The sequence below is a fragment of the Klebsiella sp. EMBS2024 genome (assembly GCF_036233805.1).
GTDB lineage: Bacteria > Pseudomonadota > Gammaproteobacteria > Enterobacterales > Enterobacteriaceae > Klebsiella > Klebsiella pneumoniae.
Genome location: NZ_JAZARW010000001.1, coordinates 1,178,650 through 1,191,529, shown reverse-complemented (window position 1 = coordinate 1,191,529; position 12,880 = coordinate 1,178,650). Strand labels below are relative to the sequence as shown.

Here is a 12,880-nt window from a genome sequence, read left to right as displayed (position 1 = left end):
CGATTTAACACAGCATTTACACGAAAAACCGACGGCGCAAAACGTCAATTTGTTAGAGGTTGCACTCTCTCACGTTTTTAAAGGTTGCACCAAACAAAAGTGTTAACTCACGCATACAAATACCCTATGAGCCCGGGGTTAAATTTCTGCTATTTTAGGGGTTATTTTTAACAAATTAGCCATTTCACGGCTTCCGTCACAAGCCACAATTAACAAGGTTGCACAAAGTTGCAACATAGTGGATATTTCCATGCAACCGCATAAGCCTAACGATAAATGACAGGAGTTTTGAGCATGGGCACCACCACCATGGGTGTTAAGCTTGACGACGCAACCCGCGAGCGCATTAAATCCGCCGCGAGCCGTATTGACCGCACGCCGCACTGGCTGATTAAGCAGGCCATCTTTAATTATCTGGAAAAACTGGAGAACGACGAGACGCTGCCTGAGCTGCCGGCCCTGCTCTCCGGGGCCGCCAACGAAAGCGATGACGCCAGCGAACCAACGGAAGAGCCCTATCAGCCGTTTCTCGAATTCGCCGAGCAGATCCTGCCGCAGTCGGTGAGCCGCGCGGCGATCACCGCCGCCTGGCGACGTCCGGAAACCGACGCGGTACCGATGCTGCTGGAGCAGGCCCGTCTGCCGCAGCCGCTGGGCGAACAGGCGCACAAGCTGGCGTATCAGCTGGCGGAAAAACTGCGCAACCAGAAAACCGCCAGCGGCCGCGCCGGCATGGTGCAGAGCCTGCTGCAGGAGTTCTCCCTCTCTTCACAGGAAGGGGTGGCGCTGATGTGCCTGGCGGAAGCCCTGCTGCGTATTCCGGATAAAGCCACCCGCGATGCGCTGATCCGCGACAAAATCAGCAACGGCAACTGGCAGTCGCACATCGGCCGCAGCCCGTCGCTGTTCGTCAACGCCGCCACCTGGGGGCTGCTGTTCACCGGAAAACTGGTGTCGACCCATAACGAGACCAGCCTCTCCCGCTCCCTGAACCGCATCATCGGCAAGAGCGGCGAACCGCTGATCCGCAAAGGCGTGGATATGGCGATGCGCCTGATGGGCGAGCAGTTCGTCACCGGGGAAACCATCGCCGAAGCGCTGGCCAACGCCCGCAAGCTGGAAGAAAAAGGGTTCCGCTACTCCTACGATATGCTCGGCGAAGCCGCCCTGACCGCCGCTGACGCCCAGGCCTATATGGTTTCTTATCAGCAGGCGATCCATGCCATCGGCAAAGCCTCCAACGGCCGCGGCATTTATGAAGGTCCGGGTATCTCCATTAAGCTCTCCGCGCTGCACCCGCGCTACAGCCGCGCGCAGTATGACCGGGTGATGGAAGAGCTTTACCCGCGGCTGAAATCGCTGACCCTGCTGGCGCGCCAGTATGACATCGGCATCAATATTGACGCCGAAGAGGCCGACCGTCTGGAGATCTCCCTCGACCTGCTGGAAAAACTGTGCTTCGAGCCGGAACTGGCCGGCTGGAACGGGATTGGCTTCGTGATTCAGGCATACCAGAAGCGCTGTCCGTTTGTCATTGATTACCTGATTGACCTCGCCACCCGCAGCCGCCGTCGCCTGATGATCCGTCTGGTGAAAGGCGCCTACTGGGATAGCGAAATTAAACGCGCGCAGATGGAAGGTCTCGAAGGCTATCCGGTATACACCCGCAAGGTTTACACCGACGTCTCCTACCTCGCCTGCGCGAAGAAGCTGCTGGCGGTGCCGAACCTGATTTACCCGCAGTTTGCCACCCATAACGCCCATACTCTGGCGGCTATCTACCAGCTGGCGGGCCAGAACTACTACCCGGGCCAGTATGAGTTCCAGTGCCTGCACGGCATGGGCGAACCGCTGTACGAGCAGGTAGTGGGCAAGGTCGCTGACGGCAAGCTGAACCGTCCGTGCCGGATCTACGCCCCGGTGGGCACCCACGAGACGCTGCTGGCGTATCTGGTGCGCCGTCTGCTGGAAAACGGCGCCAATACCTCTTTCGTCAACCGTATCGCGGACAATACCCTGCCGCTGGACGAGCTGGTGGCCGACCCGGTCAGCGCGGTAGAAAAACTGGCGCAGCAGGAAGGCCAGGCCGGCCTGCCGCATCCGAAAATCCCGCTGCCGCGCGATCTCTACGGCAGCGGCCGGAGCAACTCCGCCGGTCTCGATCTGGCGAACGAGCACCGTCTGGCCTCCCTCTCCTCTTCCCTGCTCAACAGCGCGCTGCATAAATGGCACGCATTGCCGATGCTGGAGCAGCCGGTGGCCGAAGGCGAGATGCAGCCGGTGGTTAACCCGGCAGAGCCGAAAGATATCGTCGGCTACGTCCGCGAAGCCAGCGACGCTGAAGTGCAGCAGGCGCTGACCAGCGCTATCAACAATGCGCCGATCTGGTTCGCCACTCCGCCGCAGGAGCGCGCCGCCATTCTTGAGCGCGCCGCGGTGCTGATGGAAAGCCAAATGCCGACCCTGATGGGGATCCTGGTGCGCGAGGCGGGTAAAACCTTCAGCAACGCCATCGCTGAAGTGCGCGAAGCCGTTGACTTCCTGCACTATTACGCCGGCCAGGTGCGCGACGATTTCGATAATGAAACTCACCGCCCGCTGGGTCCGGTGGTCTGTATCAGCCCGTGGAACTTCCCGCTGGCGATCTTCACCGGCCAGATTGCCGCCGCGCTGGCGGCCGGCAACAGCGTGCTGGCGAAACCTGCCGAGCAGACGCCGCTTATCGCCGCCCAGGGCGTGGCGATTCTGCTGGAAGCCGGCGTGCCGCCGGGCGTTATTCAACTGCTGCCGGGCCGCGGGGAGACCGTGGGCGCCGCGCTAACCTCCGATGAGCGCGTACGCGGCGTGATGTTCACCGGCTCCACCGAAGTGGCCACCCTGCTGCAGCGCAATATCGCCAGCCGCCTCGATCCCCAGGGCCGCCCGACGCCGCTGATCGCCGAAACCGGCGGGATGAACGCGATGATCGTCGATTCGTCGGCGCTCACCGAGCAGGTAGTGATCGACGTGCTGGCTTCCGCGTTCGACAGCGCCGGCCAGCGCTGCTCCGCCCTGCGCGTGCTTTGCCTGCAGGAAGAGGTCGCCGATCACACCTTAACCATGCTGCGCGGCGCCATGAGCGAGTGCCGGATGGGCAATCCGGGGCGCCTGACCACCGATATCGGTCCGGTTATCGATGCGGAAGCGAAAGAGAATATCGAACGCCATATTCAGGCGATGCGCGCCAAAGGCCGCACCGTCTACCAGGCGGTGCGTGAGAATAGCGAAGACGCCCGCGAATGGCGTCACGGGACCTTCGTGCCGCCGACGCTTATCGAGCTCGACAGCTTCGACGAGCTGAAAAAAGAGGTCTTCGGCCCGGTACTGCACGTGGTGCGCTATAACCGTAACGAGCTGGACAAACTGGTCGAGCAGATTAACGCCTCTGGCTACGGCCTGACCCTCGGCGTGCATACCCGTATCGACGAAACCATCGCCCAGGTCACCGGCAGCGCGAAGGTGGGCAACCTGTACGTCAACCGCAATATGGTTGGCGCGGTGGTCGGCGTGCAGCCGTTCGGCGGCGAAGGGCTGTCCGGTACCGGTCCGAAAGCCGGCGGTCCGCTGTATCTGTACCGTCTGCTCTCCAGCCGTCCACAGGACGCGGTTGGCGTAACCTTCGCCCGCCAGGATGCGGAGCGTCCGCTGGACGCCCAGCTGAAAACGCTGCTGGAAAAACCGCTGCAGGCGCTGCAGCAGTGGGCCGCGGGCCGTCCTGAGCTGCAGGCGCTGTGCCAGCAGTACAGCGAGCAGGCGCAAAGCGGCACCCAACGCCTGCTGCCGGGGCCAACCGGCGAGCGCAACACCCTGACGCTGATGCCGCGCGAGCGCGTGCTGTGCGTAGCGGATAACGAACAGGATGCGCTGATCCAGCTGGCGGCTGTGCTGGCGGTGGGTTGTGAAGTACTGTGGCCGGACAGCGCCCTGCAGCGCGATCTGGCGAAGAAACTGCCGCGGGAGGTCAGCGAGCGCATTCGCTTTGCCAAAGCGGAGCAGTTGCCTGGCCAGGCCTTCGACGCGGTTATCTACCACGGCGATTCCGACCAGCTGCGCGAGCTGTGCGAGCAGGTGGCGGCGCGCGACGGGGCGATTGTCTCCGTGCAGGGCTTCGCCCGCGGCGAAACCAATCTGCTGCTGGAGCGGTTGTATATCGAGCGTTCGCTGAGCGTTAACACCGCGGCGGCAGGCGGTAACGCCAGCCTGATGACCATCGGCTAAAACGGGCTCCCCGGTGGCGCTNCGCTTACCGGGGCTACNTANCACCGCCNAANGGTAGCCCGGATAAGGNGCGGNGCGCCGCCATCCGGGCAATCAGTCTGCGCTGCGATCAGCTAATGACAGCCGACGTCAGCTGTGTTTAATTAAGGCTCCCGGACGGGAGCCTTTTTTATGGGAGCAGAACAATGAAACGCACGTTATTTGCCGTGATGGCCCTGCTGGCCAGCGGCGCGGCGCTGGCGGACGAGTGCAGCAGCGCCAACACCCAAACCGAAATGAATCAGTGCGCGGCCGCGCAGTATCAGGCGGCCGATAAAAAACTGAACGACACCTGGCAGCAGGCCCTGCAGCGGGCGGTGGGTAAACAACAGACATTACTGAAGCAGGCGCAGCAGGCATGGATCGCCTTACGCGACGCCGACTGCGCCTTTCTCGCGTCCGGCGCCGAAGGCGGCAGCATGCAGCCAATGCTGGTCAGCCAGTGCATGACCGATAAGAGCGTGGAGCGGGAGTCTTTCCTCGCCTCGCTGCTACAGTGCGAGGATGGCGATCAAAGCTGCCCGCTGCCGCCCGCCAATTAACGGACGCGAATGCCTTCGATAATCATCCGCTGGACATTATCGACCGTTTGTTCAAAAAAGGCCGCATCCTGCAGCGTGGCGCCGGTGACCGCCTCCACCTGGGTGGCGAAGTCGGCGTAATGCTGGGTGGTAGCCCAGATCATAAAGATTAAATGCTGTGGATCGACCGGCGCCAGCTTGCCGCGGTCGATCCAGCCGGAGACTATCGCCGATTTTTCGTCGACCAGCGCTTTCAGATCCCCGGTCAGTTCGCCCATCAGCAGCGGCGCCCCCTGCAGCATCTCGAGGCAGAAGAGCTTCGAGGCCTGGGGATGATCGCGGGACACCTCCAGCTTCAGGCGAATATATTCACGGATCGCCACCAGCGGGCTGATATCCTCACGAAAGGCCTTCAGCGGCGCCAGCCAGATGGCGAGGATCTGCTGCAGGACTGCCACATACAGCGCCTCTTTCGAAGGGTAGTAATAGAGCAGATTGGTTTTCGATACCCCGGCGCGCTCAGCCACCTGCTCCAGCCGCGTACCGTGAATACCAAATTGCGAAAATGCCTCCAGCGCGGCGGCCAGGATGGCCTCCTTTTTGGCGCTGACCGCTTGTGAACGTTTGCCGCTTTTCTTCACCGCGCCCTGTGCCATACATCCTCTCCTTCAGTTGACGCCACCAGCATAGCAAAAGCCCTGCGCCGACACGACCCCATGCACCCTGATTGCGCATGACTGCCGTTTTTTCGTGCACTGATTTTGACCATCCAGTCCACTTTTTTACCGTCCTTTTTAGCAACTCAAAAGTAACACATTAATAACATTAGCATTTATAAAACTGGCATCGCCTTTGCTTTACCTTTTCTGCGAGGTGGTCCAGGGAGAGGCAGGATGCCGCACCATCGCAACCCATCTTCCATGACTGCAGAGAGGTAGGTATGAAAATTGGTGTTTTCGTTCCCATTGGCAACAACGGCTGGCTGATCTCCACCCATGCCCCGCAGTATATGCCGACCTTTGAACTGAATAAGGCCATCGTGCAGAAGGCCGAGCACTACCATTTCGACTTCGCGCTCTCCATGATCAAACTGCGCGGCTTCGGCGGGAAAACTGAATTCTGGGATCACAACCTGGAGTCCTTCACCCTGATGGCCGGTCTGGCCGCGGTGACCTCGAAGATCCAGATCTACGCCACCGCCGCCACCCTGACGCTGCCGCCGGCGATTGTCGCCCGGATGGCCTCCACTATCGACTCCATCTCCGGCGGCCGGTTTGGCGTCAATCTGGTGACCGGCTGGCAAAAACCGGAATATGACCAGATGGGCATGTGGCCGGGAGATGACTATTTCGCCAGCCGCTATGACTATCTCACCGAATACGTCCAGGTGCTCCGTGACCTGTGGGGCACCGGGCGCAGCGATTTCAAAGGTGACTACTTCACCATGAACGACTGCCGGGTCAGCCCGCGCCCGTCGCAGCCGATGAAGGTGATCTGCGCCGGGCAGAGCGATGCCGGGATGGCCTTCTCCGCCCAGCATGCGGACTACAACTTTTGCTTTGGCAAAGGGGTCAACACGCCAACGGCCTTTGCCCCGACCGCCGCACGCATGATGCAGGCGGCGGAAAAAACCGGCCGCGACGTGGGGTCCTATGTGCTGTTCATGGTGATCGCCGACGAAACCGACGAGGCGGCGCGCGCCAAATGGGAACATTACAAAGCGGGCGCCGATGAAGAAGCGCTGGCGTGGCTCACCGAGCAGAGTCAGAAAGATACCCGCTCCGGCAGCGATACCAACGTGCGCCAGATGGCCGACCCCACCTCGGCGGTCAACATTAACATGGGCACCCTGGTCGGATCGTATGCCAGCGTCGCCCGTATGCTTGATGAAGTAGCGAGCGTGCCCGGCACCGACGGCGTGCTGCTGACCTTTGATGATTTTCTTGCCGGCATTGACGCCTTTGGCGAACGCATTCAGCCGCTGATGCGCTGCCGGAACCACATTGCTTCTGTTACCCGTGAGGTGGCCTGATGATTACCCTTCCCGCTCGCCCGGAATCCCTGACCTTCGCGCCGCAGCAGAGCGCGCTGATTGTGGTCGATATGCAGAACGCCTACGCCAGCCAGGGCGGTTATCTGGATCTCGCCGGCTTTGACGTCTCCGCTACCCGGCCGGTTATCGACAATATTAATACCGCCGTCGCCGCCGCTCGCGCCGCGGGTATGTTGATTATCTGGTTCCAGAATGGCTGGGATGACCAGTATGTTGAAGCCGGCGGCCCGGGCTCGCCGAACTATCACAAATCCAACGCGCTGAAAACGATGCGTCAGCGTCCGGAGCTGCAGGGCAAGCTGCTGGCGAAAGGCGGCTGGGATTATCAGCTGGTGGACGAGCTGACGCCGCAGGAAGGCGATATCGTGTTGCCGAAACCGCGCTACAGCGGCTTCTTTAACACCCCGCTCGACAGCATTTTGCGCAGCCGCGGCATACGCCACCTGGTGTTCACCGGGATCGCCACCAACGTCTGCGTCGAATCGACGCTGCGCGATGGCTTCTTTCTCGAATACTTCGGCATCGTGCTGGAGGATGCCACCCATCAGGCCGGCCCGGCCTTCGCCCAGCAGGCGGCGCTGTTCAATATTGAAACCTTTTTCGGCTGGGTCAGCGACGTCGAGAGCTTCTGCCACGCGCTGTCCCCCGCCACCCCGCTGGCTTTAGCCAAGGAGAAACGTTATGCCTAAACAGGTGATTATTCCGCCAGGCACCACCGCGCCGATTGCCCCCTTTGTTCCGGGGACGCTCGCCGACGGGGTGGTCTACGTCTCGGGCACCCTGCCGTTTGATAAGCAAAACAATGTGGTGCACATCGGCGACCCAAAGGCGCAAACCCGCCACGTGCTGGAGACCATCAGGAGCGTTATCGAAACGGCGGGCGGGAGTATGGCGGATGTGACTTTCAACAGCATCTTTATCACCGACTGGACAAATTACGCCGCGATTAACGAGGTCTACGCCGAGTTCTTCCCCGGCGATAAACCGGCGCGCTTCTGCATTCAGTGCGGACTGGTGAAGCCCGATGCGCTGGTGGAAATCGCCAGCGTCGCCCATATCGGTACCCCGACATGATGAGGCTCAATATTGCTCCGGCTCCGTGGCCCGGCGCGCCGGTGGTGGTCCTCAGCGCCGGTCTGGGCGGGGGCGGCGGCTACTGGCTGGCGCAGCGCGCGGCGCTGGAGGAACAGTATCAGCTGGTGAGTTATGACCATAACGGGACCGGGGAGAACGCCGGTCCGCTGCCCGCCGACTACAGCCTGGCGACGATGGCCGGGGAGCTGTTCAGCGCTCTGCAAGCGGCGGGGATCGCCCGCTTCGCGCTGGTGGGCCACGCCCTGGGGGCGCTGATTGGCCTGCAGCTGGCGCTCGATCGCCCCGAGGCGGTGAGCGCCCTGGCGCTGGTCAACGGCTGGCTGTCGCTGTCGCCGCATACCCGCCGCTGCTTCCAGGTGCGCGAGCGTCTGCTGCATGCCGGCGGCGCACAGGCGTGGGTCGAAGCGCAGCCGCTATTTCTCTACCCGGCGGAATGGATGGCCGCGCGCCTGCCGCGCCTCGAAGCGGAAGATGCGCTTGCCATCAGCCATTTTCAGGGCAAAGAGAATCTGCTGAAGCGGCTACAGGCCCTGAAGCAGGCTGATTTTTCACGCCGTGCGGCGGCCATCGCCTGCCCGACGCTGATTATCAGCGCCGCTGACGACCTGCTGGTCCCCGCCTCCTGCTCCCGCGTGCTGCAGACGGCGATCCCCGGCAGCCAGCTCGTGGAAATGCCGTGGGGCGGCCATGCCTGTAACGTCACCGACGCCGATACCTTTAATACCATTTTACGCGACGGGCTGTCCGCTATGCTGCCGGTCGCCAGGGAGACCCGATGAACGACGCAATAAACCACACGGCCTGCGAGACGCTGTTTACCCAGGCCCGGACCCACAACGGCTGGCTGGATAAGCCAGTGAGCGATGCGCAGCTGCAGGCCGTCTGGGACCTGATGAAAATGGGGCCGACTTCTGCCAACTGTTCGCCAGCGCGCATCGTGTTCGTGCGCAGCGCGGAAGGCAAAGAGAAACTTCGCCCGACGCTCTCCAGCGGCAATCTGCAGAAAACCATGCAGGCGCCGGTGACCGCCATCGTGGCGTGGGATAGCGCCTTCTACGACCGGCTGCCGACCCTGTTTCCCCACGGTGACGCCCGCAGCTGGTTTACCTCCAGCCCGCAACTGGCGGAAGAGACCGCGTTTCGCAACAGCTCCCTGCAGGCGGCGTATCTGATTTTTGCCTGCCGGGCGCTGGGCCTCGACACCGGGCCAATGTCCGGTTTTGACCGGGAAAAAGTCGACGCGGCATTTTTTGCCGACAACGGCTGGAAAAGCAACCTGCTGGTGAACATCGGCTATGGCGACCCCGGCAAGCTGTACGGCCGCCTGCCGCGCCTGTCCTTTGATGAAGCCTGCCTGCTGGCATAAGGAGTTTACGATGGAGTTAACGGACAAAGCGAGTTTCCGTGACGCCATGGCCCACGTCGGCGCCGCGGTTAACATTATTACCACCGATGGCCCGGCGGGCCGGGCGGGGTTCACCGCCAGCGCGGTCTGCAGCGTTACCGACACGCCGCCGACCCTGCTGGTCTGCCTGAACCGCTCGGCTTCGGTGTGGCCGGTGTTCAGCGAACACCACACGCTGTGCGTCAATACCCTGGCGGCCGGACAGGAGGCCCTGTCGACGCTGTTTGGCGGTAAAACGGCAATGGACGAGCGTTTTGCCGCCGCCGACTGGCAGACCGGCGCCACCGGTTGTCCGCGGCTGGAGGCGGCTCTGGTCAGCTTTGACTGCCGCATCGACCAGCGCGTCAGCGTCGGGACGCACGACATTCTGTTTTGTCACGTCGTGGCCATTACCCGCCACCCGGAGCCCCGGGGACTGATGTGGTTTGACCGCGGCTATCACACGCTTATGCGACCCGCTTGTTAACCTTTAACCCGGGATATCATCATGGCACTCTTCGATTTTCCTCGCTGGAAGCTGACCTCTCCTGCCGCCGAATCCGGCGTTGTCGCCCCCGATGAACGCTTGTCGGCCGGGCAAACGCTGGTGATGGGCGTGCAGCACGCCGTTGCGATGTTCGGCGCGACGGTGCTGATGCCGTTGTTGATGGGGCTCGACCCGAACCTGTCTATTCTGATGTCGGGCGTCGGCACCCTGCTGTTCTTTGTCGTCACCGGCGGACGGGTGCCGAGCTATCTCGGCTCCAGCGCCGCTTTTGTCGGGGTGGTGATCGCCATTACCGGCTTTAACGGCCAGGGGCTGAACCCTCATCTGAGCGTCGCCCTTGGCGGGATCATCGCCTGCGGGCTGGTCTACACCCTGATTGGTCTGGTGGTGATGAAGATCGGCACCCGCTGGATCGAGCGCCTGATGCCGCCGGTGGTGACCGGCGCGGTGGTGATGGCTATCGGCCTGAACCTGGCGCCGATTGCCGTGCGCAGCGTCTCCGCCAGCGCCTTCGACAGCTGGATGGCGGTGTTAACTGTGCTCTGCATCGGCATAGTGGCGGTATTTACCCGCGGGATGCTGCAGCGACTGCTGATCCTGGTCGGCCTGATCGTCGCCTGCGCGCTGTACGCCCTGCTGGCTAACGGCCTGGGCCTTGGCAAACCGCTGGACTTCTCCCCCCTCGCCCAGGCGGCGTGGTTCGGGCTGCCGCACTTTACCACCCCATCCTTTAACGGCCAGGCGATGATGTTGATTGCGCCGGTCGCGGTGATCCTGGTGGCCGAGAACCTCGGGCACCTGAAGGCCGTCGCCGGGATGACCGGGCGCAATATGGACCCGTACATGGGGCGCGCCTTCGTCGGCGACGGGCTGGCGACCATGCTCTCCGGTTCGGTGGGCGGCAGCGGGGTCACCACCTATGCGGAGAACATCGGCGTCATGGCGGTGACCAAGGTCTACTCAACGCTGGTGTTTGTCGCCGCGGCGCTGATTGCCATGCTGTTGGGTTTCTCGCCGAAGTTCGGCGCATTAATCCACACCATTCCCGGGCCGGTGATCGGCGGCGCCTCGATCGTGGTATTTGGCTTAATTGCCGTCGCCGGGGCGCGGATCTGGGTGCAAAACCGGGTGGATCTGAGTCAAAACAGCAATTTGATCATGGTGTCGGTGACCCTGGTGCTGGGCGCCGGCGATTTCGCGCTGTCGCTGGGCGGCTTTACGCTGGGCGGGATTGGCACGGCCACCTTCGGGGCGATCCTGCTGCACGCGCTGCTTCATCGCGGGACGCGCGAGGCGAAGGAGGCCAGGGTAACGCCGGTGTAAGCCACATTAGCGCGGCGTTGGCGCAGGGAGCGGTGTGGGCCTGGGTGGTGTGATCCTGTAGGCCGGATAAGGCATTTATGCCGCCATCCGGCACCACCACGGGCACGGAACCTGACCGCCCGGCGGCGCTGCGCTTGCNCGGGCCTGGAGACTGCCACGGCCTTCCGGGAACGTCTCTGCGATTTTGAGGCCGTCAGCACCGGCAGTTTCAGCAACAATGGTGAATAAATTAACGGCAGGTCGTACGAACGTAGGCCGGGTAAGGCGCAGCCGCCACCCGGNATAAAAGCGACGCCNTGCCTAGAGCCATCGCCCGGCGGCGCTGCGCTTGCNCGGGCCTGGAGACAATCAGAGCCGGACGAGTACCAGCCAGGATAAGCGCCGCTGTCGGGTCAGAAGGAAAATATTATGGCTCGCGGCGATCGGCCAGGTCCGTGAGCGGCTGCGCATCGTCGTTTGTGGAAACCTGCGGCGGCGACTTGCGCTTCCACTTCAGCTCGCTCACCAGCACCCCCGCGAGGATCAAAACGCAGCCGAGCAGGGCCAGCAGCGGCAGACGCTCACCGGCCAGCCGGCCAAAAATACCGGCCCATACCGGTTCACCGGTATAAATAAGGGTGGCCCGCGTCGGCGAGACGCTGCGCTGCGCCCAGTTCATGGTCACCTGAATGATCGCGCTGAAAATCCCCAGCCCCAGCGCGACGCCGAGCAGGGCCGGCGTCAACGACGGCACCGATTCACCCGCCGGCTTCATGGCGGCGAAAGCCACCAGCGACGCGGTCGCCAGCTGCACCACCGTCACCCGGCGGACATCGACTTTTCCGGCCCAGGCGCTGATAAGGATAATCTCCGCCGCGATCGCCACCGCGCTTGCCAGAGTGATCATCTCCCCCACGCCAAGCGCCAGCAGATTATTTTCCGGCCCGGCCAGCAGAATTAAACCAATAAAGGCCAGCACAATCCCCACGCAGGACATCACCCCCGGCATACGTCCCAGGCACAGCCACTGCAGCAGCGGCACCAGCGGCACATACATCGCGGTGATAAAGGCAGATTTACTGCTGGAGATGGTCTGTAGTCCCCAGGTCTGCAGGCCATACCCCAGCGCAATCGCCACGCCAATCGCTACCCCGGCCTTCACCTCCAGCCACGTCAGACCGCGCAGAGTGCGCAGCGAAAGCAGGCCCACCGCCAGCGCGGCGGTCGCGAAACGCAAACCGACAAAAAACAGCGGCCCGCTAAGGCTCACCGCGTACTGTACGGCAAGGAACGTCCCTCCCCAGAACATGGTGATCATGATAAGGAGCGCTTCCTGGCGGCTAACGGAGAATTTTAATGAAGACATAAGACAGCCATGACGATTAACGGGCGACCAGTGTGCAATCCGCCCGGCGGGAGCGCAACCACCGACAGATAAAAAAACCGCCGGCAGATGCCGGCGGCGAGGGCGATGCGGTTGGGTCGGGGAGATTAACACCGCATCAAAGAGAACAGTGCGAGTCGCGCGTTAACTTTCACGACTACCATGACTGTTTTTACCCCCTTTTTTGCCAGCCTCTGAGGCNCGCTGAGGGTCATTTTTAAAATTCCCCCCGCTATGCTGGCCACCTTTACGTCCTGCTTCTGATGCTCTTTCACGGTCTTCGGCAAAGTTGCCGGAACCGCCACGATGGTTTGCCATTACTGACCTCCATTAGGTT

At 62.2% G+C, this 12,880-nt stretch carries 12 protein-coding genes; 9 read left to right on the top strand and 3 right to left on the bottom strand.

Going from position 1 to position 12,880, the window contains the following annotated elements; translation table 11 throughout:
- Positions 1-294: 294 nt before the first annotated feature.
- Together putA and VZP09_RS05300 are read left to right on the top strand one after the other, a co-directional pair.
- Positions 295-4,257 (top strand): trifunctional transcriptional regulator/proline dehydrogenase/L-glutamate gamma-semialdehyde dehydrogenase, encoded by a 3,963-nt coding sequence (gene putA, locus VZP09_RS05305; protein ID WP_020317005.1) that lies wholly within the window; start codon positions 295-297, stop codon positions 4,255-4,257.
- A gap of 185 nt (positions 4,258-4,442) precedes the next feature.
- The gene (locus VZP09_RS05300) at positions 4,443-4,838 is read left to right on the top strand and encodes a lysozyme inhibitor LprI family protein (protein WP_002898886.1); all 396 of its coding nucleotides are present in this window, start codon (positions 4,443-4,445) and stop codon (positions 4,836-4,838) included.
- On the opposite strand, the gene rutR is transcribed toward VZP09_RS05300, so the two are convergent.
- Complete coding sequence (rutR, locus tag VZP09_RS05295) at positions 4,835-5,473, bottom strand: HTH-type transcriptional regulator RutR (protein ID WP_002898883.1); 639 nt, start codon at positions 5,471-5,473, stop codon at positions 4,835-4,837. The two genes, VZP09_RS05300 and rutR, sit on opposite strands and share 4 nt — an antisense overlap.
- Positions 5,474-5,757: 284 nt before the next feature.
- Here rutR and rutA point away from each other — a divergent pair, with 284 nt between their 5' ends.
- Genes rutA through rutG form a run of 7 tightly spaced genes read left to right on the top strand, consistent with a single transcriptional unit; the run spans position 5,758 to position 11,180 of the window.
- Entirely contained in the window at positions 5,758-6,849 is a 1,092-nt protein-coding gene (gene rutA, locus VZP09_RS05290; RefSeq protein WP_004179293.1) for a pyrimidine utilization protein A, read from the top strand.
- Positions 6,849-7,559 (top strand): pyrimidine utilization protein B, encoded by a 711-nt coding sequence (gene rutB / locus VZP09_RS05285; RefSeq protein ID WP_004224061.1) that lies wholly within the window; start codon positions 6,849-6,851, stop codon positions 7,557-7,559. Before rutA ends, rutB begins: the two co-directional genes overlap by 1 nt.
- The gene (gene rutC, locus VZP09_RS05280; protein WP_002898877.1) at positions 7,552-7,944 is read left to right on the top strand and encodes a pyrimidine utilization protein C; all 393 of its coding nucleotides are present in this window, start codon (positions 7,552-7,554) and stop codon (positions 7,942-7,944) included. The genes rutB and rutC overlap by 8 nt, the downstream gene beginning before the upstream one ends.
- Positions 7,941-8,744 carry a pyrimidine utilization protein D gene (gene rutD / locus VZP09_RS05275; RefSeq protein WP_004183620.1) on the top strand — a complete coding sequence of 268 codons (804 nt, stop codon included), beginning with the start codon at positions 7,941-7,943 and terminating at the stop codon, positions 8,742-8,744. The genes rutC and rutD overlap by 4 nt, the downstream gene beginning before the upstream one ends.
- Complete coding sequence (locus tag VZP09_RS05270) at positions 8,741-9,331, top strand: malonic semialdehyde reductase (protein ID WP_002898814.1); 591 nt, start codon at positions 8,741-8,743, stop codon at positions 9,329-9,331. The genes rutD and VZP09_RS05270 overlap by 4 nt, the downstream gene beginning before the upstream one ends.
- 10 nt (positions 9,332-9,341) lie before the next feature.
- Complete coding sequence (gene rutF / locus VZP09_RS05265; protein WP_004176611.1) at positions 9,342-9,836, top strand: NADH-dependent FMN reductase RutF; 495 nt, start codon at positions 9,342-9,344, stop codon at positions 9,834-9,836.
- A 21-nt stretch (positions 9,837-9,857) separates the two neighbouring features.
- A complete protein-coding gene (gene rutG, locus VZP09_RS05260; protein WP_004211313.1) occupies positions 9,858-11,180 on the top strand; it encodes a pyrimidine utilization transport protein G in 1,323 nt (440 codons plus the stop codon).
- 406 nt (positions 11,181-11,586) lie between these two features.
- Here the strand turns inward: rutG and VZP09_RS05255 are convergent, their stop codons facing one another.
- Together VZP09_RS05255 and VZP09_RS05250 are read right to left on the bottom strand one after the other, a co-directional pair.
- Positions 11,587-12,525, bottom strand: a complete 939-nt coding sequence (locus VZP09_RS05255) for a DMT family transporter (protein ID WP_004183619.1) — start codon at positions 12,523-12,525, stop codon at positions 11,587-11,589.
- Between the two features lie 162 nt (positions 12,526-12,687).
- Positions 12,688-12,861, bottom strand: coding sequence for a general stress protein (locus VZP09_RS05250; protein ID WP_002898708.1), 174 nt, complete (start codon positions 12,859-12,861; stop codon positions 12,688-12,690).
- Positions 12,862-12,880 lie beyond the last annotated feature (19 nt).

Excerpts from the sequence above, each read along its gene's own strand:
- putA (WP_020317005.1), top strand. The coding sequence starts at position 295 with ATGGGCACCACCACCATGGGTGTTAAGCTTGACGACGCAACCCGCGAG.
- VZP09_RS05300 (WP_002898886.1), top strand. The coding sequence starts at position 4,443 with ATGAAACGCACGTTATTTGCCGTGATGGCCCTGCTGGCCAGCGGCGCG.
- rutR (WP_002898883.1), bottom strand. The coding sequence starts at position 5,473 with ATGGCACAGGGCGCGGTGAAGAAAAGCGGCAAACGTTCACAAGCGGTC.
- rutA (WP_004179293.1), top strand. The coding sequence starts at position 5,758 with ATGAAAATTGGTGTTTTCGTTCCCATTGGCAACAACGGCTGGCTGATC.
- rutB (WP_004224061.1), top strand. The coding sequence starts at position 6,849 with ATGATTACCCTTCCCGCTCGCCCGGAATCCCTGACCTTCGCGCCGCAG.
- rutC (WP_002898877.1), top strand. The coding sequence starts at position 7,552 with ATGCCTAAACAGGTGATTATTCCGCCAGGCACCACCGCGCCGATTGCC.
- rutD (WP_004183620.1), top strand. The coding sequence starts at position 7,941 with ATGATGAGGCTCAATATTGCTCCGGCTCCGTGGCCCGGCGCGCCGGTG.
- VZP09_RS05270 (WP_002898814.1), top strand. The coding sequence starts at position 8,741 with ATGAACGACGCAATAAACCACACGGCCTGCGAGACGCTGTTTACCCAG.
- rutF (WP_004176611.1), top strand. The coding sequence starts at position 9,342 with ATGGAGTTAACGGACAAAGCGAGTTTCCGTGACGCCATGGCCCACGTC.
- rutG (WP_004211313.1), top strand. The coding sequence starts at position 9,858 with ATGGCACTCTTCGATTTTCCTCGCTGGAAGCTGACCTCTCCTGCCGCC.
- VZP09_RS05255 (WP_004183619.1), bottom strand. The coding sequence starts at position 12,525 with ATGTCTTCATTAAAATTCTCCGTTAGCCGCCAGGAAGCGCTCCTTATC.